Origin of the sequence: Sphingomonas sp. Root241, from assembly GCF_001428865.1 — a bacterium.
GTDB lineage: Bacteria > Pseudomonadota > Alphaproteobacteria > Sphingomonadales > Sphingomonadaceae > Sphingomonas.
Window position 1 is genome coordinate 1,001,863 of the sequence record NZ_LMIV01000001.1, and the last position, 23,173, is coordinate 1,025,035.

18 protein-coding genes are annotated in these 23,173 nt (G+C 64.0%); 9 read left to right on the forward strand and 9 right to left on the reverse strand.

The window, feature by feature from the left end; genetic code table 11:
- The first annotated feature begins 421 nt into the window (after positions 1 to 421).
- From ASE13_RS04810 to ASE13_RS04820, 3 genes are all read left to right on the forward strand, one after another.
- A complete protein-coding gene (locus ASE13_RS04810; RefSeq protein WP_082596361.1) occupies positions 422 to 1,804 on the forward strand; it encodes a putative bifunctional diguanylate cyclase/phosphodiesterase in 1,383 nt (460 codons plus the stop codon).
- Positions 1,804 to 4,254 carry an ATP-binding protein gene (locus ASE13_RS04815; RefSeq protein WP_056612160.1) on the forward strand — a complete coding sequence of 817 codons (2,451 nt, stop codon included), beginning with the start codon at positions 1,804 to 1,806 and terminating at the stop codon, positions 4,252 to 4,254. Before ASE13_RS04810 ends, ASE13_RS04815 begins: the two co-directional genes overlap by 1 nt.
- 68 nt (positions 4,255 to 4,322) lie before the next feature.
- Positions 4,323 to 4,709 carry a response regulator gene (locus tag ASE13_RS04820; RefSeq protein ID WP_056612163.1) on the forward strand — a complete coding sequence of 129 codons (387 nt, stop codon included), beginning with the start codon at positions 4,323 to 4,325 and terminating at the stop codon, positions 4,707 to 4,709.
- Here ASE13_RS04820 and ASE13_RS04825 read toward each other — a convergent pair.
- The 4 genes from ASE13_RS04825 to ASE13_RS04840 form a co-directional block, all read right to left on the reverse strand.
- Complete coding sequence (locus ASE13_RS04825) at positions 4,706 to 5,980, reverse strand: MFS transporter (protein ID WP_056612166.1); 1,275 nt, start codon at positions 5,978 to 5,980, stop codon at positions 4,706 to 4,708. The genes ASE13_RS04820 and ASE13_RS04825 overlap by 4 nt on opposite strands.
- Positions 5,981 to 6,231: 251 nt before the next feature.
- Positions 6,232 to 7,125, reverse strand: a complete 894-nt coding sequence (locus ASE13_RS04830) for an intradiol ring-cleavage dioxygenase (protein WP_056612169.1) — start codon at positions 7,123 to 7,125, stop codon at positions 6,232 to 6,234.
- A 235-nt stretch (positions 7,126 to 7,360) separates the two neighbouring features.
- Positions 7,361 to 8,626 (reverse strand): sensor histidine kinase, encoded by a 1,266-nt coding sequence (locus tag ASE13_RS04835; RefSeq protein ID WP_235536841.1) that lies wholly within the window; start codon positions 8,624 to 8,626, stop codon positions 7,361 to 7,363.
- Complete coding sequence (locus ASE13_RS04840) at positions 8,623 to 9,354, reverse strand: response regulator (RefSeq protein WP_056612172.1); 732 nt, start codon at positions 9,352 to 9,354, stop codon at positions 8,623 to 8,625. The genes ASE13_RS04835 and ASE13_RS04840 overlap by 4 nt, the downstream gene beginning before the upstream one ends.
- Before the next feature lie 240 nt (positions 9,355 to 9,594).
- On the opposite strand from ASE13_RS04840, the gene rpsU reads away from it, so the two are divergent.
- Together rpsU and ASE13_RS04850 are read left to right on the forward strand one after the other, a co-directional pair.
- Positions 9,595 to 9,801: a 30S ribosomal protein S21 gene (rpsU, locus tag ASE13_RS04845; RefSeq protein ID WP_019368605.1), complete on the forward strand. Its 207-nt coding sequence runs from the start codon at positions 9,595 to 9,597 to the stop codon at positions 9,799 to 9,801.
- An 89-nt stretch (positions 9,802 to 9,890) separates the two neighbouring features.
- A complete protein-coding gene (locus ASE13_RS04850) occupies positions 9,891 to 10,526 on the forward strand; it encodes an FKBP-type peptidyl-prolyl cis-trans isomerase (RefSeq protein WP_056612175.1) in 636 nt (211 codons plus the stop codon).
- An 8-nt stretch (positions 10,527 to 10,534) separates the two neighbouring features.
- Here the strand turns inward: ASE13_RS04850 and ASE13_RS04855 are convergent, their stop codons facing one another.
- The 5 genes from ASE13_RS04855 to ASE13_RS04875 all read right to left on the reverse strand — a co-directional run bounded on the left by ASE13_RS04855 (position 10,535) and on the right by ASE13_RS04875 (position 17,596).
- On the reverse strand, positions 10,535 to 11,734 hold the full coding sequence (locus ASE13_RS04855) for a glycosyltransferase family 4 protein (protein WP_056612178.1): 1,200 nt from the start codon (positions 11,732 to 11,734) through the stop codon (positions 10,535 to 10,537).
- Between the two features lie 73 nt (positions 11,735 to 11,807).
- Positions 11,808 to 13,013 carry a sugar transferase gene (locus ASE13_RS19345; protein ID WP_200955571.1) on the reverse strand — a complete coding sequence of 402 codons (1,206 nt, stop codon included), beginning with the start codon at positions 13,011 to 13,013 and terminating at the stop codon, positions 11,808 to 11,810.
- A gap of 76 nt (positions 13,014 to 13,089) precedes the next feature.
- Positions 13,090 to 15,045, reverse strand: coding sequence for a polysaccharide biosynthesis protein (locus tag ASE13_RS04865; RefSeq protein WP_056612181.1), 1,956 nt, complete (start codon positions 15,043 to 15,045; stop codon positions 13,090 to 13,092).
- 138 nt (positions 15,046 to 15,183) lie between these two features.
- Complete coding sequence (locus ASE13_RS04870) at positions 15,184 to 16,047, reverse strand: class I SAM-dependent methyltransferase (RefSeq protein ID WP_056612183.1); 864 nt, start codon at positions 16,045 to 16,047, stop codon at positions 15,184 to 15,186.
- A gap of 13 nt (positions 16,048 to 16,060) precedes the next feature.
- Positions 16,061 to 17,596, reverse strand: coding sequence for a glycosyl hydrolase family 28-related protein (locus ASE13_RS04875; RefSeq protein WP_056612185.1), 1,536 nt, complete (start codon positions 17,594 to 17,596; stop codon positions 16,061 to 16,063).
- A gap of 523 nt (positions 17,597 to 18,119) precedes the next feature.
- Between ASE13_RS04875 and pseB the strand changes: the two genes are divergently transcribed.
- From pseB to ASE13_RS04895, 4 genes are read left to right on the forward strand one after another with little or no spacing between them, the layout of a single operon-like run.
- A complete protein-coding gene (pseB, locus tag ASE13_RS04880; RefSeq protein ID WP_056612188.1) occupies positions 18,120 to 19,118 on the forward strand; it encodes a UDP-N-acetylglucosamine 4,6-dehydratase (inverting) in 999 nt (332 codons plus the stop codon).
- Positions 19,119 to 19,121: 3 nt separating this feature from the next.
- Positions 19,122 to 20,282 (forward strand): UDP-4-amino-4,6-dideoxy-N-acetyl-beta-L-altrosamine transaminase, encoded by a 1,161-nt coding sequence (pseC, locus tag ASE13_RS04885; RefSeq protein ID WP_056612192.1) that lies wholly within the window; start codon positions 19,122 to 19,124, stop codon positions 20,280 to 20,282.
- The gene (locus ASE13_RS04890) at positions 20,279 to 21,142 is read left to right on the forward strand and encodes an aldo/keto reductase (RefSeq protein ID WP_056612195.1); all 864 of its coding nucleotides are present in this window, start codon (positions 20,279 to 20,281) and stop codon (positions 21,140 to 21,142) included. Before pseC ends, ASE13_RS04890 begins: the two co-directional genes overlap by 4 nt.
- Positions 21,139 to 23,166, forward strand: a complete 2,028-nt coding sequence (locus tag ASE13_RS04895; protein ID WP_056612198.1) for an aminotransferase class III-fold pyridoxal phosphate-dependent enzyme — start codon at positions 21,139 to 21,141, stop codon at positions 23,164 to 23,166. Before ASE13_RS04890 ends, ASE13_RS04895 begins: the two co-directional genes overlap by 4 nt.
- The last annotated feature ends 7 nt before the right edge of the window (positions 23,167 to 23,173 follow it).

Consider the following 23,173-nt stretch of genomic DNA (forward strand, 5'->3'; position numbering starts at 1 on the left):
CTCTCCGGTGCTTGCCCGCGGGCAATAAAAAAGCGGCCGGAAATCCAGCCGCCGCAAAAGAATCGTCCGGGCCGGTCAGCGCGCCTTCACAGCTGAAGGTGCTTCACCGCCGGCCCGGAAGTGACGATCAAGTTAGAACGGACGAATTTCTTCGCCGGTGCTCTTGTCGCGAAAAAGAAGGTCAAACGCTAACATCAATGATCTCCCATCGGCGCGCAACGACGCGCAATTCGACTGGTTAAGGAGAGATTAACAACGAATCAATCAGGATTTCTGCGGAATGGCGGAGATCGGAAAACGTCAACCGCTTCCGATTTAACCCTTCCTTCAAGGGTCCGGTCGTAGTTCTCCAGCCATGTCAGGCGGGTCTGAGCCTTCGGTGCCCATGGGGGACGCAGCGTCGCACGCGACCACTTCGTCCATGGAAACCAATGGAATCACGGCGAAAGTCGAGTCGCGGCGCGCAACCAGGGCGTGCGCGCGCGAGGCGCTTGATGCGCCGACGACGCTGCGTGCGACGACCTCCGCGAGCCTCGCCAAGGGTGAAAAGCCCGTCCGTCCCAAATCAGGCTACTGGCGGATTCTGTCCCAATGTGAGATTCTGAATTTCGCGACTCTGCGTCGCCATCTCGGCCGGCCGCGCGCCGACGCGCTGATTCTCGATGTCGCGGCGCGAATCGCCGAAGTGCTTCCCGATGTCCGTATCCTCACCGCCGGCCGCGCGCTGATCGAGATCGGCTTCGAGCGCGAGGCTCCCGAAGCGGGCGCCGCCGATATCGATCGGCTGCGCAAGGCGCTGGCCCGGTCGTTCGATCTCGACGGCGAGCCGTACCAGCTTCAGATGCAGTTCGGCGTGGCGGTGGCGCCGTGCGAGGACTGCGACGACGTCCGGCTCACCGAAGCCGCCGAATCCGCGCTCGACCAGGCACGGAGCGAGAAGAAGGTCGTCATGCTCGATCTGTCGCGCGCGGATCTGGCCTTTGATCGCATGACGCTGATGCGCGAACTTCCCCGCGCGATCGCCAATGGCGAGATGTTCCTGCAGTATCAGCCCAAGGTGCATGTCCGCCGCCAGGAGATCGCCAGCGCGGAAGCGCTGATCCGCTGGCAGCATCCGCAGCGCGGTTTGATCCTGCCGGGCGATTTCATCTCGGTCGCCGAAGAGGCTGGCGAGATCGGCGCGCTGACGATGTGGACGCTGCGCCAGGTGATCGCGGACCAGAAGCGCCTCGCCGGCGAAGGCTACGATATCACTTTGTTCCTCAATATCTCGGGCATGCTGCTCGCCGATGCGGACTTCGTGAAGGAAGCATGTGCGATCGTCTCGGCCAGCGGCGCCAAGCTCGGCTTCGAGATCACCGAGACCGCAGTGATCCGCGATCCCGACAGCGCAATCCAGCATCTCCAGACCTTCGCCGATATCGGCGTCCGGCTCGCGATCGACGATTACGGCGCGGGGCTTTCCTCGCTTGCCTATCTGAAGCGCCTGCCCGCCAGCGAGCTCAAGATCGACAAGATGTTCGTGATGCAACTCACCAGCAGCAATCGCGATCCGCTGATCGTCCGCTCGACGATCGATCTCGCGCATGCGCTCGAGATGGAAGTCACTGCCGAAGGCGTCGAGACGCCGTCGGCGCTTGCATTGCTCAGTGTGATGGGCTGCGACATGGTGCAGGGTTTCCTGCTCTCGCGCCCACTCGGGTTCGACGCCTTCCGCAAATATCTCGTCGACGAGGCGCATCTCGCCAGTTCGGCCAACGTGCAGTCATTCATCCGGCCCGAGAGCTTCTGGAAGCGCGCGTGATGCGCGTGCTGCTTCGCCTGGCCGGTCTGGCGCTGGCATTGGCGGTCATCCAGCCCGCCCGTGCGGACGACGCGGCTTTTCCCGCCCCGCTCCAGGCGCAGATCGATGCCGCGAAGAGCAGCATGATGGCCGATCAGGCGCAGGTGCTGCGCCATGTCGTCCTGATCGATGGGCTCGCGCGTCGCATCCCCGACGCTCGCCAGCGCACGCTCGCACTCGCCACTGCGCGGTGGCTCGGAGCGGAGGCATATCTGCGAAGCAATGCGTCGGAACGCGCGAGGCCGCTTCTCGACGAAGGGCTGCGCCTCATTGGTGCGATACCCGCGCCGATCAAGCTGCGCGGCGATCTGCTGATGTCCCAAGGCGCGCTCTACATGCAGGCCAACGAGCCGGTGAAGGCGCTGGCCAACTATCAGGAAGCTTTTCGGATCTTCGGTTCGGTACGCGAGCCGCGCAGCCAGGCGATCGCGCTCCAGAATATCGGCGGGCTCTACAGCGTCGCGAACGACGACAATCGCGCACAACAATATTATCGCCAGGCTTCCGAGCTCTACGACGGCGATCCCGCGCTTTCGCTATCGCTACACAACAGCCGCGGCAATGTCCTCGCCCGTGCAGATGAGGGCCGCGCAGAAGCGGAGAAGGAGTACGAAGCGGCCTTGGCCATCGCACGGCAGCTCGAAAAGCCGTTGCTCGAGGCGCGAATTCTCGTGAATCTCGCGCGCAACCAGGTCGAACTCAAACATTACGAAGCCGCGGATCGCACCTTGGCGCGCGGCTTCAGGCTGGTCGAGGAGGCCGATGCGGATCTCCTGCGTCGCCAGCTTCTTGCCACCGCCGCCCGCCTGGCTGCCGATCGAGGTGATAAGGCGAAGGCGGTGCGGCTGATCGAACAGTGTTTCGCGGGCATGGATCTGACCACGACGACAGGCGATTTCCGGATTTCCCATTTTTTCGCCTACGAAATCCTGCGCGATGTCGGCGCGTCGAAGCTGGCCTTCGCGCATCTCCAGGCGCTGAGGCGCCTCGAGGAGGAAACCACCAAGGTCGCGACCTCCACAGGCGCGGCGCTGATGGCGGCGCGTTTCAACTTCGCCGAGCAGCAGACGCGCATCCAGACGCTCAAGGCCGACGAGGCCCGCCGCACCGCCGAGTTCCAGCGCACCCTGTTCCTCAGCATCGGCGGCGCCACGCTCGTCATCATCGCGCTGCTGAGCTTCGGCCTGGTCACGCTCCGCCGCAGCCGCAACCAGATCCGCGCGACCAATGTCGTGCTGGGCGAAACCAATCTGGCGCTCGAAAAGGCGCTGCGGGCGAAGACCGAATTCCTCGCCACCACCAGCCACGAGATCCGCACGCCGCTCAACGGCATCCTCGGCATGACCCAGGTCATGCTCGCCGATCCGAAGCTGGAGGCGGGGACGCGCGATCGCATCGGCATCGTCCACGGCGCCGGCGTGACGATGCGCAGCCTCGTCGACGACATTCTCGATGTCGCCAAGATGGAGACGGGCAACCTCACCGTCGAAGCCCTGCCGCTGGACCTTTGCCAGACGCTCCGCGAAGTGACTCGGCTGTGGGAAGAGCAGGCGCGCGGCAAGGGGCTCATCTTCCGGCTCGAGCTCAGCCACGCGCCGGGCTGGATCGTCAGCGACGCGGGCCGCCTCCGCCAGATCGTCTTCAACCTCCTGTCGAATGCCATCAAGTTCACCGAACGCGGTGCCGTCACGCTTCGCGCCGTGGCCGAGGGCGAGGGCGAGGCGCGCCGCCTGCGGCTCGTCGTCACCGATACCGGCATCGGCATCCCGACCGACAAGTTCGAGGAAGTCTTCGAATCCTTCCGCCAGGTCGATGCCGGCACGACGCGCCAGTTCGGCGGCACCGGCCTCGGTCTTACCATCTGCCGCAATCTCGCCCGCGCGCTGGGTGGTGAGATCTCGGTGGAGAGCATCGAAGGGCAGGGCGCGACCTTCACGGTCGATTTGCCGCTGGTTGCTGCCGAAACCCCGGCCGAGGGCCCGTCCGGATCGCGCACCGGAGGCACGATGCTGATCCTCGATCGTAACCCGATCGCACGGAGCATGCTGCGTACCCTGCTGGAGCCGAAAACCGCCTCGCTGCGGTTCGTCGCCACCGCCGAAGAGGCACTGGCAATGGTCGAGGAGGGAGGCGTCACGCATCTGCTGCTCGACGAAGCGACGCTCAAGGCAGGCGACGGCGAGCCGATGGTGACCCTGGCCACGCTCGCGGCAGCCAGCGCCCCCGCGATGTGTGCGGTTCTCTGGATGAAGCCCGACGACGCGCTCCGATCGCAACTTCTCGCCACAGGCATCGGACAGATCATCGAAAAGCCGATTTCCGGCGCGGCGCTGGTTGCCGCGATCATTACGGATACGGAAGAAAATTCTGGGCCGGGTGGCAGCGACCCGCTTGTGTCGCAGGCGGCTTAGCGCGATAGCACACGTCATATGATAAAAACGGTCGCCTCGTCTCCCTCGCTCCGCCCCGGCGGCAGTCAATGAACATCCTCTTCATCGAGGACGATCCGATGAACCGTCGGGTCGTGAAGGACATGCTCGACGTCGCCGGGGCGACCATGGCCGAGGCGAGCTGGGCCGAAGAGGGGCTGGCCAGGATCGACGCCGAGAGCTTCGACGTCATATTAGTCGATCTGCGCATGCCGGGTACCGACGGCTTCGAGACGATCCGCCGTATTCGCGCGCGCGACGACGAGAAAGGCAAGCTGCCGATCATCGTCGTGACCGCGGACACCGCAGTCGATCTGCGCGAGCGCTGCCTGGGGCTCGGCGCCGACGACGTGCTGTTCAAGCCGGTGGCGATGGATGCGCTGTTCGATTCGATCGGCCGCGTGCTCGCCAGCCGCGATGGCGGGATCCTCGCTTAGTCCTCGACGATGCGGCTGTGCTTCGCCGTGTCGCGCATCTTGAGATAGGTTATCAGCGAAATCCCGATCATCGCGGTGACATACCAGTAGAAGCCGCGCTCCCAGCCGGCGTCCTTGAACCACAAGGCCACATAAGGCGCCGTGCCGCCGAAGATCGCATTGGCGAGCGCATAGGGCAATGCGACGCCGAGCGTGCGGATATGCGCGGGGAAGAGCTCCGCCTTCACGACTGCGTTGATCGAGGTGTAGCCGGTGACGATCACCAGTGCGCCCGTCATCAGCCAGAATGCCTGCCATGCGGTCTCGACATTCTCGAGCGCCGTGAAGATCGGCCAGGTGAGCAGCACGCCCAATATGCCGAATCCCACCATCAGCGGCTTGCGCCCGATCCGGTCCGACAACGCCCCCGCGAGCGGCTGGATCGCCATGAATACGAACAGGGCCGCCGCATTGACTTGCGTCGCCATCGCATCGGAGAAGCCGGCGGTCTTCTTGAGGAAGGCGATCGGGTAGATCGTATAGGCATAGAAAGCGAGCGTGCCGCCGGCGGTCAGCAGCATCACTACCGCCGCCTCGCGCGGATGCTCGAGGAACAGCGCGGCGAAGCCGGATTTGCGCGCGGTGTCCCGCTTCTCGAAGCTCTCCGTCTCGGCAAGCCGTCGACGCAGCCAGAATACGATCACTGCCAATACGCCGCCGACGGCGAACGGAATGCGCCAGCCCCATTGCTTGAGCTCGGCCTCGGGCATCGAGGCCTGCAGCACGAGCAGCACGACCAGCGCGGTGAGCTGGCCCGAGATCAGCGTGACATATTGGAAGCTCGAGAAGAATCCGCGGTGCCGCTTGCCCGCCATCTCGGAGAGATAGGTCGCGCTCGCGCCATATTCGCCGCCGAGCGACAAACCCTGGATCAACCGCGCGACGACCAGCGAGACCGTGGCCAGTGAGCCGATCGCGGTGTAGCCCGGGGTAAGCGCGATCATCAGCGAGCCGATGCACATCAGCGTCACCGAGAGCGTCAGTCCCGCCTTTCGGCCGTGGCGATCGCCATAGACCCCCATCAGCCAGCCGCCGATCGGCCGCATGAAGAAGCCCACGGCGAACACCGCCCAGGCGTTCAGGTCCTTCGATGCGTCGTCGGGGAAGAAATGCGGCGCCAGATAGGTGGCGAGCACCGCATAAGCGTACCAGTCATACCATTCGACGAGATTGCCGGCCGAGCCGCCGAGGATCGATCGAAGGCGGTGCGGGCGTGCTGGTGCGGAGGTCATCGCCGTGCACTATAACGGCGCACCGTCTGCCGGGAAGTGGTGCACAGGAGTATGCCACGGCGCAGGGGATGCTGACCGCTCCATCCCTCGGGGTGAGCCCCATTTAAGCTGTTGATTTTACCTGGCAGGCTGACCCTCCTTTTCGTCATCCCCGCGAAAGCGGGGATGACGTGTTTTGGATATGAGTCTTCGACCTGGAGATCGAGGAACCTCAAGTGGTCCTGCATTCGCTTTCGCAGGAGCACTGAAGCCTACCGCGCCAGCCCGATCACCGCGGTCGCCGTGTACCCCGCCGCGGCACTCCCGCTCGTCGTGGGCGTCTGCTGGGCGATCTGCGCGCTCGTATTGTCGCCGAACACATTGTCGCCGCTCAGCGACACGCCGGCGAGGTTGCGCACGCTGGCACTGTAGCCCGTGCCGTTGTTGTAGACGTCGGTGCAGGCCGCTGCGGGCATCGCGAGCTGCGAAACCAGCGCCGCATAGCGCCCGCTCGTCGCATTGCTCAGGCTCGAAAACACTTCGAAATGCACGTGCGGCCAGCGCCCGGCATAGCAGCCAGGGAAGATCGTGGTGAAGGTCAGCTGCCCGTTGGCGTCGGTCACCCCCACGCCGCGCAGATAGCTCTCGTTCGGCAGATCGTAGAGCGAGTATTTCCCATCGCGGTCGCAGTGCCAGAGATACACCGCATAGCCCGCCAGCGGCGCGCAGCTCGCATTGACGTTGACCAATGTCAGCGTGAGCGTCAGCTGCACGCCGGCGGCCACCGCGGTGGAAGTGCCGATGAAGCTCGGGCGCAGGTCGCTACGTACCACGTTCGCGGCGGTCAACGCGTTCGAGGTGAGTCCGCTGGACGTGTTGGTGCCGTCGGCAGGGTAGGGGCCGTTGGTCTCGCTCGGATCGGCGACGCAACCCGCCGTCGGTGTCGGCGTGGCAGTCGCACCGGGTGTCGGTGTCGGAGTAGCGCTTGGCGACGGCGTAGGCGCGACGATCGTGCCCGTAGCCGAACCGCCGTCGCAGCCGGTAAGCAGTGCGCCCGCGCCCGCCCCGGCAAACCAGCGCAGCGCCCGGCGGCGGCTGGCGAGCGCGTTGATGGCCTCCAGATCATGCGCGAGGCCGAGATCATGTTCGTGATGGTCGTGATGCAATGCGATACTCCCGCTGGTTGATGGCAAGGAGTGGCGGGGAAACCGCGCCGCTCAATTTCGCACCATCGCGCGAATGTTTCACCGGATTGCAGTCGGCAATTCCTCCCTCGCGAAGCGGGGGAGGTGGCATGCGAAGCATGACGGAGGGGGCTTGGCCGCAGGCGAACCGCTTGTGGAGATGCCCCCTCCACCACTTCCTGGTCCCCCTCCCTCGCTTGCACGAGGAAGGAAACGATTACTCCGCCGGCAGCCGCACCCGCACGCGCCCGCCGCCGGCCTCGCGATTCTCCAGCCGGACCTCGCCGCCATGCGCCTCGGCGATCGAGCGGACGATCGCGAGGCCGAGGCCGGTGCCGCCGGTCGCGCGGTTGCGTGAAGCCTCGCCGCGTACGAACGGCCCGAACAGCGCGTCGGCGCGGTCGCGGGGGAAGCCGGGGCCCTCGTCCTCGACCAGCACTTCGACCCAGCCCGGCGTGCAGGACCAGCCCAGCCGCGCCCGATCGCCATAGCGGACCGCATTCTCGACCAGGTTGGTGAACAGTCGGCGCAGCGCCGCCGGGTCCCCCTCCACGATCACACGCGGGCCGAGATCGACTTCCACCGGCACGCCCGCCACCGCAAGATCCTCGCCCAGGCTCTCGACCAGGCTGCCGAGATCGAGCCGGGCGTACGGCGCCCGGTTGCGGTCGTCGCGCGTGAAACGCAGCACCGCACCCAGCATCGCGCGCATCTCGTCGATATCCGCCGCGGCGCGGTCGCGCGCGGCTTCGGGAAGCTGCTCGACCCAGAAGGCGATCCGCGACAACGGCGTGCCGAGATCGTGCGCGATCGCCGCGAGCATCGTCGTGCGTCCCTCCGCCTGCTGGAGGATGCGGTCCTGCATCGCCTCCACCGCCTCGGCGAGCTCGCGCACTTCGCGGGGGCCGCCGCGCGGGATCGCCGGCCGCGCACCGAGCCGCGCCCGCGTCGCCGCCTCCGCCAGCTTGCGGATCGGCTGCGAGATCCTGGCCGCGACATACCAGGCGAGCAGCGAGAGTATCGCCAGCGTCAGCAGCATCCCCGCCAGCCGCCGCAGGTGCCAACTGGTGAAGGTGGGCGGTGGCGTGGTCGAGACGAGGATCCAGCCGTCGCCGTTCTGCAGCCCCACGGTGAAACTCCCGCGGATGTCGCTGTCGGGGTCGCGCGGCGGGAATTCGTAGAGTCCCTGCACCTGGGCGGCGGGGGCGGGGATCAGCTTCGCAATCGCGGCGTCGCGCTCGGAGGAAGGCTGCTCGTCGCTGCGGCCGAACCGATCCTCGCCGGTGCGTGTGACTTCGATGCCCCGGCTATTGTCGGGCACCTGGCCGGTGCGCAGCGCTTCCGCCACACGCGCGATCGGAACCGGCCGGAACCAGGGCGGAGGCCCGCTGAACATCGATGTGAACTGCACCGTCGTCGCGATCAGCGCGGCGGCGATCACCAGCAACACGATGGGAACGACGATCGAGCGCGCGCGCCTCACTTCGCCGTGACTTCGGCGACGAACATATAGCCTTCGTTGCGGATCGTGCGGATCAACTCCTCGCGGCCCGGCCGTGCCAGCTTCTTCCTCAGGCGGCTCATCTGCACATCAATCGCCCGGTCGAAATGCTCGGACATCGGCCCGCGCGAAAGATCGAGTAGCATGTCGCGGGTCAGCACGCGCCGCGGCCGCTCGACCAAGGCGAGCAGCAACCGGAACTCCCCGTCGGAGAGGTTGATGATGACGTTGTCGGGGTCGTAGAGCTGCCGCGCGACCGAATCGAGCCGCCAGCCGGCGAAGCGGAGGAAGCTGCGCTCGGGTGCTCCGGACGCAGGCCGGTCGCCACTGCGGCGGAGCACCGAGCGGATCCGTGCCAGCAATTCGCGCGGATTGGCCGGCTTGGCGATGTAATCGTCCGCGCCCATTTCGAGCCCGACGATACGGTCGACATCTTCGCCGATCACCGAATGGAGGATCACCGCCGGCCCGGTCTCGCGATCGAGCGAGCGCAGGATGGTGAGTCCGTCCTCGCCGGGCATCATCAGATCGAGCACGATCAGTGCATAATCGTGCGCGGCCATCGCTTCACGCATCTCCGCGCCGCCCGCGGCGGTATCGACGACATGGCCGTGCTGCGACAGGAAGCCCGCGGTGAGTTCGCGGATACCGGGATCGTCGTCGACGATGAGGAGGCGGGTCTCGAGGTCCAGGGCGTAGGCTAACTGCATGGGGGTGGACTGGCAGGCGAACCTATCGGCTGCGTTGCAGCGCTGCAACGCAGTGTAATGTAGGTGCGCTGTTGCCCAGGGGCCACACCCGCGGGGCGGTATCCGGCCCGGATTCGCGCCGGGGTGCCGCTTCGGACCTTGAAAAATAGGATTTGCGCTGTTAGGTGGCCCCGATAACGCCGCAGCCTGCGCTCCGGCGAACCCTATTCTATTGTATCGAGATCGGAGCTGTACGGCCTTATGCAAATCATCGTTCGCGACAACAATGTCGACCAGGCGCTGCGGGCGCTCAAGAAGAAGCTGCAGCGTGAGGGCGTCTATCGCGAGATGAAGCTCCGCCGTCACTACGAGAAGCCCAGCGAGAAGCGCGCCCGTGAGCGTGCCGCCGCCGTCCGCCGCGCGCGCAAGCTCGAGCGGAAGCGCGTGGAGCGTGACAGCGCACGGTAATAAAATTGCGTATTGGCGCAGTTTCATTGCACGATTGCCGTGAAATGTGTGAAATTTGAGCGGCGGAACGCCGATCTGAGGATGACTCGATGTCCGTGACCGCCGTTCCGCTCCAGCCCGTCAAGCGGGCCTACAAGGTCTGGTTGTGGATCGGCGTGCTGCTGGCGATCGCGCTGGCATTCGGCCTCGCCTGGCTCGGCACGCGCGAGCAGGTCGCCGCCAAGCTGCCCAACGATCAGTTCCTGGCGTGGCACAAGGGGCAGGCGGGCATCCAGACCACGCCGTCGGGCCTGCAGTACCAGGTGCTCAAGGCGGGCGAGGGCCCGACCGCGAATGACCAGGACGGCGTCTCGCTGCAGATTCACGGCACGCTGCGCGACGGCAGCGAGTTCCAGCCTGCTGCGCCGATGCGCTTCCAGGTCGGCCAGCCGATGATCCCGGGCTTCACCGAGGGCGTGAAGCTGATGAACAAGGGTTCGAAGTTCCGCTTCTGGCTGCCGCCGAAGCTGGGTTATGGTGCCGAGCCCGGTGCGCAGGGCCCCGGCGCCGAACTGGCGGACAAGGTGCTGATCTTCGACGTCGAGATGAGCGATCTCGTTCCCGCCGCGGTCATCCAGCAGATGATGATGCAGCAGATGATGCAGCAGCAACAGCAGGGCGGCGCTCCCGGTGGTCCGCCTCCGGGCGCAGGTGGTCCGCCGCCGCAGGGCGCGCCGGGACAGTAAATCGCGCGTCAGCGGCGCGTAATTCCGGCGCTTGCTTGGTCGAGAATATCGTTCGCCATTCTCCGCATGATATTGTGTCGGGCAAATCGCTGCTTGAAGGACTCGCGGTCTATCGTCCCGGACCGGGCCAACAGCCTGTCGAACGCCTCGCACATTCCGGCCACGTCGCACGGATCGAACACTTCCGCAGCCGGCACTTCGCTCCGCAGGAACTCGGCCGCGTGGCCGGCCACACCGGCCAGGATCGGTTTGCCTGTCGCGGCATATTCGAAGAGCTTTGACGGCAGCACCTTCCTGAACGCCGCATGGTCGTTCAGGTGAAGGAAGAGGATGTCGGCCTCTCGATACTGTTCGAGCAGTTCCACTCGCGGCACGGGGTCACGTAGCTCAACCGAGCCGCGGCCCGTGCTCGTCGCCATCGCCGCTTCCAGCTGTTTGCGGCGCCCGCCATCGCCGATCACCCGGAAGCGGGCCCTTTGGGCCAGCGCTGCCGCCGCGGCCGGGACGATGCTGTGCAGGCCTTGTCCCTCGCCGATATTGCCCGCGTACAGGATTAGTGGAGGCCGTTCCGCCGTGGTTCCGGCGGTGGAGAAAGTGTTTGCGAGGAACTCGTCGTCGATTCCATTGGTGAAAATGCTCAGATCCACATCTGGCGCGATTGCACGCACATGGCTTTCGAAGCCCGCCGAGACGAGATTGATGTGCGACGCGCTTCGAAACGTCCGTCGCTCGAGGAGCCGGAACAACGGCAACGCGAAACGCAACGGGCTGTGCGCTAGCAGATCGCTCATGGTATCCGTGAACAGATCGCGGATATCGAGATAAAGCGGCGCGCGCGCGTGCTTGGCGAGATGGGCACCGAGCGCCGCAGTCATCAGACGAGACGAGGTTGCGAAGACGATGTCCCAATCCTGGCCCCGTACCAGCCGACGTGCCTGCCGGGCGAAGTGGATGAAGGCATACGCCTGGTCCGCCATGCCGCTATCATGGCCTGGCAGAGCGATACGCCGCACGCGAACCCCTTGCTGATTCTCCTCCGTCGCCGCCTCGCGGGTCAGAGTGCGATAACGATTCGGCATCGATGTGATGACATCGATCTGCAGGTTTTCGTTACCTACCTCCCGCAGCGCCTTCACCAAGGCCAAGGCGCGGAATGACCCCGCACTGAGATCCGGGGGATAATAAAAGCTGAGAATGAGAACCTTCATCGTAGCCCCCAGCCCTGTGCCGGCGTGATTGCCCTTTCGGAGCCGACCGACTGGGTTGAATTCTGTCGTTGCATCATCCGGCAGTCTCTTGCCTCACTCTATCGCCATGTCCCCCACCGGCGGCGGTCGCGAGCGCTATCCGCAGGTCGAGCAGGAGGGATTGCGACGCGCAATAACGGGCGTCCCATTCCGCGAGCAATTCGGGATCGCTCATGTCGATCCCGTTCACCTGCGCCAAGCCAGTGATCCCGGGCGTCAAAGCGAGTACGCCCCGGCGTTGGCGCGCAGCGACCAGGGCTGTCTGTACGGGCAGACACGGGCGGGGCCCGATAAGGCTGATCTCGTTGCGCAGAATATTCCAAATCTGCGGCAACTCGTCGAGTTTGGTGCGGCGAAGGAATGCGCCAAGCGGCGTCACTGCCGATGTCGAGATTTCGTGCGTGCCGAGCTGTGCGGTGCCGATCTTCATCGTTCGGAACTTGTAGCAGACGAACGTGCGGCCGTCGCGGCCGACACGCTCCTGCGCAAACAGTCCGGGGCCCGTCGATGACAGACGAACCGCAATCCAAATCAACAAGCCGAGCCACCAGAAGAACAATGCTACGACAACGGCAAATGCGAGATCGATCGTTCGCTTGGTAAAGCCAAAGAACCAATTCTGGCGCTGCGTGTCGGAAATCACGGTACGGCTCTCGCTCGGACCCCCGTCGATTAGGAAAGCACCCAGTTTCGCGATATTCACCGTGGGCTTCAGCGCTTTCAGAACCGAGAACAGCGATTTGGCAAGGGGACGCGGCAGCGTGTTGAGAAAGGCGAGCTTACCGCTCCACTGTCCAGAATAGACAAGCGGCAGATAAATGGTGAAGCATCGGGGGCCAGTGACGGCCGCCAGTGCCTCGGTTCCTTCCCGCTTGCTTTGGGCATAGGGGCTGTGATCCTTCGGATCCAACGCGCGGATCGAGGATATGTCGACAAATTGTTTGATCCCGGCTTCTCGCGCGCGGGCGAAGGTGTCGAGCAACATGTCGACATTGACCGCCCTGAACTGATCCAGGCTAGCATTCTGGTCGTTGTTCAACGCGGCGAGATGCAGCAGGAGATCGTATCCGGCGGCCATTTCCTGCAACTGCGAATAGTTGCAGACCGGGATCCCGGGAAACAGGTCGGTAAGCTTGGCAGGATTCCGGCCAACCAGCAGCAGTGTCGCGCCGGAAGCATCCAGTAGAGGTACGAGCTGTTTTCCGACGAATCCGGAAGCGCCGGTGATTGCGATCTTCATTGCGTGGCTTTCTGGTCCGGCTAGGGCAGTGACAGCCGCCAGTTCATTCTGGAAGCGTGAGCGTGCTAGCGCCCTGTCAGGCGGCTCGACCGGAATCCGGCCTGGATTCCAATGCCGCTGGCGGAGCTGCGTATTCGGGAACAAGATGCTTGAGAATCGCGATCGCGTTTTTGCGGTTCCCTCCGCGTACCGCCTCGCGAAGCAAGGTCAACTGGGCTTCCAGCGCGTGCCAAGGCAGGTGATCCTCGCGCGCCTGCATGATCCGTGGGTGTGGCGTCGCACGCGGTTGGTCGCCGATGAGAAGCTCCTCGTAGAGTTTCTCGCCTGGCCTCAACCCGACCTCGAGGATCTCGATATCGCCGTCGGGGTGATCGGCGTCGCGAACGCTCAAGCCCGAAAGGCTGATCATCGTGCGCGCGAGATCATAGATGCGGACCGGTTCACCCATGTCCAGCACGAAGACCTCGCCGCCGGTGGACATGGCGCCGGCCTGAATCACCAGCTGCGCCGCCTCGGGAATGGTCATGAAATAGCGCGTCACGTCGCGATGGGTGAGAGTCACCGGACCGCCGCTGCGTATCTGCTGCTGGAAGCGGGGAACGACGGAACCGCTGGAGCCTAGGACGTTGCCGAACCGTACCATCGTGAACCGTGTCGAACTGCCGCGGGCCGCAAGTGCCTGGAGAACCAGCTCGCAGATCCGCTTGGTGGCGCCCATGATGTTGGTCGGCCGCACGGCCTTGTCCGTGCTGATCAGAATGAAGTTCTGGACCCCGGCGCGCTCGGCCGCCAGCGCGCAGTGCAGCGTGCTGAAGACGTTGTTCCACAGCCCGGCCAAAACGTTCTCCTCGACGAGGGGAACATGCTTGTAGGCCGCAGCGTGAAAGGTCGTGTCAGGCTTCCAGCGCGCGAACAGCCGATCCGCCACGTCGGCATCTGCGACATTGCCCAGTTCTGCGACAATTCGCGTCGTCTCGGGAACGAGCCCGTTATCGCGCGCATGGCGCAGTTCCGCCTCGATCGAGTAGAGAGCATGTTCCGTCATTTCGACGAGGATGATGGTCGTCGGGTTGAGCGCCATGATCTGCCGGCAAAGCTCACTGCCGATCGAGCCGCCGGCACCGGTGACCATCACCGACTTCCCCTTCACCTTGCGATGCAGGAGCAGATGATTTGGCGGGACCGGATCGCGCCCGAGCAGGTCTTCGATTTCGATCTGCCGAAGGTCGTCGAGAGATATCTTACCGTCGACGATCTGCAGGACGTTCGGCAGCGTCAGCACTCGAACCTTATAGCCTTCGAACGAACGCACGATCCGTTCGCGCTGCGACCGCGGGAGATTCGGGATCGCGAGCAGAATCGTGTCGATCTCGAGCCGCACGAGCCATGCACCGATACGGTTGCTGCCATAAATCCGCACCCCGTCGAGATGCTGGCCATCGAGGCGAAGGTCGTCGTCTATGAACCCATGGAGCATCATCGTGGGCTCATGGCGCAGCGAAGCGGCCAACTGACGCCCCGCCGAACCGGCCCCGAAAATGAGTACCCGGCTCTGCGGACCGACGCGGTTGCGCTGATGCAGCAGGTCGAACAGGATATAGCGGATGGTGACGCGGCTGAGCATCAGCAGCAGCCCGAACACCAGCGGATGGATCACCGACACGGTGCGCGGAACACCCTCGACGCTCGTGACGCCGAACACTGCGACCAATCCGACCGTCATCAGTGCGCAGGAAGAGCCGATCCGCATCATCGTGCGCGAGCCGATGTAACGCACGATCGAACGGTAGATGCCCCGGATCAGGAAGATCGGCAGCCAGAGACCGATAGCCACGAGGCCAAAGGCCCCCATCGGCGGGCTCCACAGCCGCCATTCGCCGAGGCGCAGCGAAAACGAAATCCAGACCGCTGCGATACAGAGCAGGGCATCCAGTGCCACCAGCAATACGAACTTGGTGGGGCGCCCCAGATTGACGAGCCTCTGTATCGCACGGATTGCCGCGGCTTCCCCGGTGAGCAACCAGTTCCTCATCAATCCCCTCCCGGCTGCCGCTCGGATCGAGCCGCCGTACGGTCCGCGTCCATAGCCAAGTGCATCTCGCCCATCAACTCTTTCGCCGGATGCGGCCGTCGCAGGCGCGGGCGTCGCAATGCGGCAGGCAAAGATGCCTCATATCTTCGCCGCATAGACGACGATATCGCGCCCGAAACCGAGCGTGGCGGCGTGCTCGCAATAGCGGACATAGGCCTCGGGGTTCTTCTCGACGAGATGGTTCACGCAGAACACACGCGCCTGATGCGCCTGCTTCCCCTTGGACGGATCGGTGACGTAATTGGCGTGCGGATTGGCCAGGAAGAGCTCGATCGGGAACGTCACCTGCTTCGAGAGAATGCGCAGCCCCCTGTCCTCGAAGATCCGGTCGATATTCTCGGTGTTGAAATAGGAAAGATGCTCGGGGGGTGCGAACCAGGTGTTGCGCGTCATCTGGTTGGCGAGCAGCGCGGCCTGGAAATCGGAGTAGTCGTTCGGCACCACGCACCGGATCACGGTGTCACTGCCGCAGAGCTGATACAGCCCATCGACCGCCTCGGCCGGATCGAGCACATGTTCAAGCACGTTGGAAAAGTTGATGAGGTCGAATTGCGCGTCGTTCTGTAGTGAACGGATCACATCATAGGCGTCGCCTTTGATAAAGTGCTTCAGCAATTCAGGATGAAATCGGTTCAATCCGTCATCGGAGAAGTCGCAGCATTTGATATCCCAGCCCATGCGGGAGAAATAATTTGCGAAAAATCCTTCTCCGCAGCCGACGTCGAGCAGGGAGGTCGCCTTCTTTCCAAGAAGTCGGAGAGTGGTTTCGGCAAGAATGCCGTCAGCATCAAAGAACCTGATCTCATCATCGCTGTAGCTATGGCTATATTGCCCAAGCTGCTGCTGATAATATTTCTGTTCGTAGAACGTCCGGAGATCCTCGGCGGACGGTCGAGGCGTCGCCTCGATGAACCCAAGCTTGTTGCGGGTTTCGCTATACATGGTTCCCATTCTCTCAGCTGATCTCAAACTGTAAATCGAAGTGGATCGTGAACGGCCCCGGCGCCCAGCGTCCGTCGCCGTCCCTCACCAGCAGCAAATTGCCCGCGCCCGCGCGCGTCACGACGCCGCCGCTCTCGCGTCGACCTCCGGTGACGAGGCGCATCGGGTGCTCGCCATCGCGTGCGGCCCGTATGCCGCGCGGCAGGGACAGGTTGACCGCCGCCGCAGGCCGCCTGAGCGTGCCGCTGAGCGCGCCCGAAATGCGAACCGTCCGGCCCTGGCGTTGAAACCGGCAGTGATTGTCGGAGGAAGCGGCTACAGTCATGCTCGCTTCGTCGTTATCGCCGGCGAGCGTCGGGAGGTAATCCCGCCAGTCGGCGAGGCTCCAGCTTGCCTTGTTCGCCTCGTCGCTGACGACCCTGGAATAATCGTATCGATTGCTCGCGGAAGGGAAGGTTGCGGCGGCGCCGCCTTGCAGGACGATCGAGGGCTGCATCGTCGCGGCCAGCCATTCGTCGGTGATCGTCGGGTTGCATCCCGCGCCGACGGCGAGAATGGCGCGCGCGGTGCCGATGTCCATCGAAAATCGGCAACTCCGGATCGACGGCCATACCTTCCGGTTCGGGTCGCTGCCATCGAGGCGCAGGTGAAAGCCAAGCGTCAGGCTGGCGCCTTGTCCTCGCCTTCCAGACACGGTGAACGGCATTTCCGGAAATTGCGAATAGGCGCCGGCGTCGACGATCCGGACCGCGCGCAGCCCGCCGCCATTGTCGACCGCATCGACCACCAGCACCATCGGACCGGAACTTGCGCCCCCGGCCACCGTGAGCCGATCGCCTGAAGCATATCCCGAACCCGCCCGAAGGATCTGGACCGCGCCGCCGGAATGCCAATTATCTTCGAACCAGCAGCCGTCGAGGACGACGCCTTCGACAAACCCGTTTCCGCCTGGCGCGAACAGCAGGCCTTCGCGCCCGTTGCTTTCAAAGTCGCGGCCGATGCAGGTGATCGCCGCTCCGGATCGGATCACTCCTCCTTCGAGCCGTGCGCCGGTGTTCACGCCGCCGATATGAACGAGCGATGTGGGGAAGGCGGGGTCCTCCCCATGCCACAGCTCGTTCACGGCATTCTCTTCGGCGGTAACGTTGATGAAGACGCTTTTGAGACAACGGTCATATCGGATGCCGATCGCGCCGGGGCCGTTGAATTGCCGTACGCGAACGTTCTGGACCGTGAAGGAACCGCTGTTCGCCGCGCCGAAATGCATGCCGGTGGCGCCCGGCGAGCCGTTTCCCTGCAGTTGATAGTCGCGATGGGTCTGGCAATAGCCGGCCAGCGCCAGCCCGCTGCCGGCTTCAATCCTGAGAATGCTTCTGTGCTCCCCTTCGCCGATGATGGCGTCGCACGCGGGAGGGGCGAGGTTCGAGACCCGGTAGGTTCCGGCAGGAACGAGTATTCGGCGGCCCTTGGTCGCGAATGCGCGGTTCAGCGCGTCAGTGTCGTCGGCCTTGTCGTTGCCTACGGCGCCAAAGGATTTGATCGAGAGCATGCCGGTATCGCCTGCGGGCTCCTGCGGAAGCGGGGGCGCCGATCTCGCAGGTCCGCTTACGCCGGCCGCGGCCAGCAGGCTCAGCAGCGAGCGACGAGAAGGTTGAAGGTCCAAGGTGGGCAGTCCCGTACGCGTTGGTCAATAACGGTTCATGCGCTAGCCTATCCTTTGTGTTCGCGCGATAGCGTCGCGCGACTGGCAGATGTAGCGCCTTCGGCAGAGACGCGACAACGCGCAAGCTCGTGAAAGTCGACGAGCTTCTTGACTAGCAAACGTTGCCCACTATGCAGCGAAGCGGCTCGACGGGGCCGGGCGCGTCCTATGCTCAGGCCGTGTCCTGAACCGTTTGTACCGTCGTGAGAAGGATTTTCCTGACATTGAAATGATCCCTTCGACGGAGGCTCGCGCTGTTGCGGCATCTGGAGGGTTTGCTCCATTGCCGTCGGCGGCCATCCCGGCTCGACGGGGCCTCGCGATGGGCGACCCGGATGCTTCGCTACGTGATTTTAGAATAGGATGAGACATGCTTGAAGACGCAAGCATCTTGGTAACAGGGGGAACCGGGTCCTTCGGCAACGCATTCGTGCCGATGACTCTCGCTCGCTATAATCCGCGGCGGATCATCATCTTCTCACGCGACGAGATGAAGCAGTGGGAGATGGCGAAGAATTTCCGCGACGATCCCCGCGTGCGCTTCTTCATTGGCGACGTCCGTGATCGCGAGCGCCTCTATCGGGCTCTCGATGGCGTCGATTATGTCGTTCACGCAGCGGCGACCAAGATCGTTCCGACTGCGGAATATAATCCGTTCGAGTGCGTGAAGACCAATATCAATGGCGCCATGAACGTCATCGACGCCGCCATCGACAAGAGGGTCAAGCGGGTCGTCGCGCTGTCGACCGACAAGGCCAGCAGCCCGGCAAATCTCTATGGTGCGACCAAGCTCGCATCCGACAAGCTGTTCATCGCGGGCAATTCCTACTCCGGCAGTCACGAGACGCGCTTTTCCGTGGTGCGCTACGGCAATGTGATGGGATCCCGCGGTTCGGTCATTCCGTTCTTCCAGTCGATCCGTGATCAGGGCGTGCTGCCGATCACCGACGAACGGATGACTCGCTTCATGATTTCGCTCGAACAGGGTGTCGAGCTCGTCTGGCATGCGCTGGACGACATGGAGGGGGGGGAAATCTACGTGAAGAAGATCCCCTCGATGAAGGTGGTCGATCTCGCCCATGTCGTGGCGCCGGAGGCGCGGCAGGAAATCGTGGGGATCCGTCCGGGCGAGAAGCTGCACGAGCAGATGATCAGCGAAGAGGATTCGCACTACACCTTCGAATATCCCGAGCACTTCAAGATATTGCCGGCGATCAACGAATGGTCTCTCAGCCAAAGCCGGATCAAGGACGGCCGCAAGGTCGCCGAGGGTTTCAGCTATACCAGCGACAATAATCCGCAATGGATGACCCGCGAAGACCTCGCCGCGTGGATCGAGAAGAACAAGCAGAAGATCGGGAAGATCTAGGCCGTGATACCTTATGGTCGGCAGGATATTACGCAAGCGGACATCGACGCGGTCGTGTCCGTTCTGCGTTCCGATTTCCTGACGCAGGGGCCGATGGTCCCCCGCTTCGAGCGGGCGGTCGCGGATCATGTCGGGGCGGCGCACGCAGTGGCGGTGAACAGCGCGACCTCGGCGCTGCATATTGCCTGTCTCGCGCTGGGCCTCGGCGCAGGCGACTGGCTCTGGACGACGCCGACCACCTTCGTCGCGTCCGCCAATTGCGGTCTCTATTGCGGCGCGCAGGTGGATTTCGTCGACATCGACTCCCGTACCTACAACATGTGCCCGCGGGCCTTGCGCGCGAAGCTTGAGGTGGCGGCGCGGGAAGGGCGCCTGCCGAAAATCGTCGTGCCGGTTCATCTCTGCGGCCAGCCCTGCGACATGGCGGCGATCCACGCGCTCGCTGTCGAGTTCGGCTTCAAGATCATTGAGGACGCGTCGCACGCGATCGGCGGCCGCTATCGCGGCGAGTATGTCGGCAATTGCCGGCATAGCGACGTCACCGTGTTCAGCTTCCACCCGGTCAAGATCGTGACCACGGCGGAAGGCGGGCTCGCGACGACCAATGATGCGGATGTGGCCCGGCGCATGGAGTTGTTTCGCAGCCACGGGATCACGCGCGATCCGCTACAGATGACCCATGCGCCCGACGGACCGTGGTATTACCAACAGGTCGAGCTCGGCTACAATTACCGGATGACCGAGATCCAGGCGGCGCTGGGCGTCAGCCAGATGGATCGGCTCGACGAATATGTCGCGCAGCGGCACGCGCTGGCACGCCGCTACGACACGCTCCTCGCGTCGCTGCCGGTGATCACGCCGTGGCAGCACCCTGACGGCTATTCCGGTCTGCATCTCTACGTCATCCGCGTTCCTTCGGGAGGCAACGGGCTTTCCCATGCCGCCGTGTTCGAAGCACTGCGCGCCGGCGGGATCGGCGTGAACCTTCACTATATTCCGGTCCACACCCAGCCTTATTATCAGGCGATGGGGTTCGCGCCGGGCGATTTCCCCGAAGCCGAGCGCTATTATGAAGAGGCGATTTCGCTCCCCATGTATGCGACTCTGACCGAGACCGAGCAGGACAAGGTGGTCGAGACGCTTGCGAATGCGGTCAGGCATTGAAGCTCGCCCTCGGCACCGCGCAATTCGGCCTCGATTACGGCGTCGCCAATCGGACGGGCCAGGTCGATGGGCAGGCGGTTCGCGAGATACTGGCACTGGCGCGTGCATCGGGCATAGACGTGCTGGATACCGCGATCGCCTATGGCGATAGCGAGGCTGCCCTCGGGCTGGCAGGAGTCGGGGGGTGGCGCGTGGTTACCAAGCTTCCCGAAATGCCGACCGGCGAGGGGCCGGTGGAGGCGTGGGTACGGACGCAGGCGGAACAGTCGCGCACACGGCTCGGGATCGGGCAGCTGGACACGGTGATGCTGCATCGCCCGGGGCAATTGTTCGGTCCGTCCGGTGCGGCGTTGCTCGATGGGCTCCGGTCGCTCAAATCGTCGGGCATCACGAAGCGGATCGGCGTCTCGATCTACGCGCCGGACGAGTTGCCGAGGTTGTTCGACCTCGAGGCGTTCGACGTGGTCCAGGCGCCGATGAGCATCCTCGACCGCAGAATGGTCGAGAGCGGATGGGCCGATCGGCTTGCCGGCATGGGGGTCGAGCTGCACGCGCGTTCGGTTTTCCTGCAAGGCTTGCTGCTGCTCGCGCCCGAGGCGCGCCCTGCCGGGTTCAGCCGCTGGAACGCGCTGTGGACCCTTTGGTCGGACTGGCTGAACGAAACCGGCCTGACCGCGCTCGAGGCATGCTTGCGGTACATATTGTCGCTGGACGCCGTGCAGAGAGCGGTGGTGGGCGTGGACGGCCCGGCGCAGCTCGGCGAAATCGTCGCGGCTGCCCATGGCGCCCTGCCGGCGCCTCCAGACTGGCCCGAGATCGATGCGGCGCTGATCAATCCTTCCTGCTGGGCAACGCTATGAAGACCGTCGCAATCGTTCAGGCGCGCATGGGCTCCACCCGACTCCCGAACAAGGTGATGCGCCCGATCACCGGCACCCCGATGATCGAGCTGCTTCTCGCAAGACTGCGGGAGGCGGCGGAGGTGGACGAGATCGTCGTCGCGACGTCCGACGCGGCGCGGAACGACGTGCTCGCCGATCATGTCGCCGCGCTCGGCTATCGTTGCTATCGCGGCAGCGAGAACGACGTGCTGGATCGGTACCTGCTAGCCGCGCGCGGATCGGAAGCAGAGGTGGTGATCCGCATCACCGGAGATTGTCCGCTGGTGGACCCCGAACTCGTCGACCAGGCGGTGCGGCACTTCCGCGAAACCGGTGCAGACTATCTGAGCAACAGCGCCCCGCCGACCTTTCCCGACGGGCTGGATATCGAAGTTTTCACCGCTGCGGCGCTCGAACGCGCAGGGCGGGAAGCGACGGAAGTGTTCGATCGCGAGCACGTCACACCCTATCTTCGCCGGCCGGGCCTGTTCCGGCAGGCTTCGCTCGAGAATGACGTGGATTTGTCTGCGCTTCGCTGGACTGTCGATGAGCCGCACGATGCCGGGGTGATCGAAGCGATCTTCGCGCACTTCGCGCCCGACATTCATTTCGGGTGGCGGCAGGTTCTGCAATTGCAGCAGGCGCAGTCTCGGCTATTTGACGGCAATCAGCATATCGCGCGCAACGAGGGAGCTACGATGGGTACCGGCCAAAAGCTATGGAAGCGGGCCAAGCAGGTCATCCCCGGCGGCAATATGCTGCTTTCGAAGCGGGCGGAAATGTTCCTGCCCGAACAATGGCCGGCGTATTACAGCAAGGCCAAGGGCTGTCAGGTCTGGGATCTGGACGGCAACGTCTATACCGACATGACGATCATGGGCATCGGCACCAACATCCTCGGCTATGCCCATCCCGAAGTCGACGCTGCCGTCCACGCCGTGGTCGACTCGAGCAATATGTCGACGCTCAATTGCCCGGAGGAGGTCTACCTCGCCGAGCGCTTGATCGAGCTGCATCCCTGGGCCGACATGGTCCGTTTCGCGCGTTCGGGGGGTGAGGCGAACGCGATCGCGATCCGGATCGCGCGCGCCGCCTCGGGTCGGGACAAGGTCGCGATCTGCGGATATCATGGCTGGCACGACTGGTATCTGTCGGCAAATCTGGGAGAGGATGAGAGCCTTGCCGGGCATCTGCTGCCTGGGCTCGATCCCGCCGGGGTGCCGCGTAACCTTCGCGGCACGGTCTATCCCTTCAACTATAACGACTATGAAGGTCTCGAGGCTCTCGTTCGGGAGCACGACATCGGCGTGATCAAGATGGAGGTGGCGCGGAACCGGGGGCCGGAGAACGACTTCCTCCAGAAGGTCCGCGCCCTGGCAACCGCGCGCAACATCGTTCTCATTTTTGACGAATGCACCTCTGGGTTCCGGCAGACCTTTGGCGGGCTCCACAAGCTGTATGGGGTCGAGCCCGACATGGCGATGTTCGGCAAGGCGCTGGGCAATGGCTACGCGATCACCGGCACCATCGGGCGGCGCGATATCATGGAGGCGGCGCAGTCCACCTTCATCAGCAGCACCTTCTGGACCGAGCGGATCGGACCGACTGCGGGCCTGAAGACACTCGACGTGATGGAGCAGCTCCAGTCTTGGGACGTCATTACCCGGACCGGTCTGGGAATTCGCCAGAAATGGCAGGACCTTGCGGACAAGCACGGCCTGGCGATCGATCATTGGGGCCTGCCGGCGCTGACGGGCTACACGTTCCGCAGCCCGAACGCGCTCGCCTACAAGACGCTGGTGACGCAGGAGATGCTCGCCAAGGGCTATCTTGTCGGAAACAGCGTCTATGTATCGACGGAGCACACTCCCGAGATCGTCGACCGCTTCTTCGATCAGCTGGATCCCGTATTCGGGCTGGTGAAGGAGTGCGAGGACGGTCGCGACGTGATGAGCCTGCTGAAAGGGCCGATCTGCCACGATGGTTTCAAGCGACTGAACTGAAGCATCG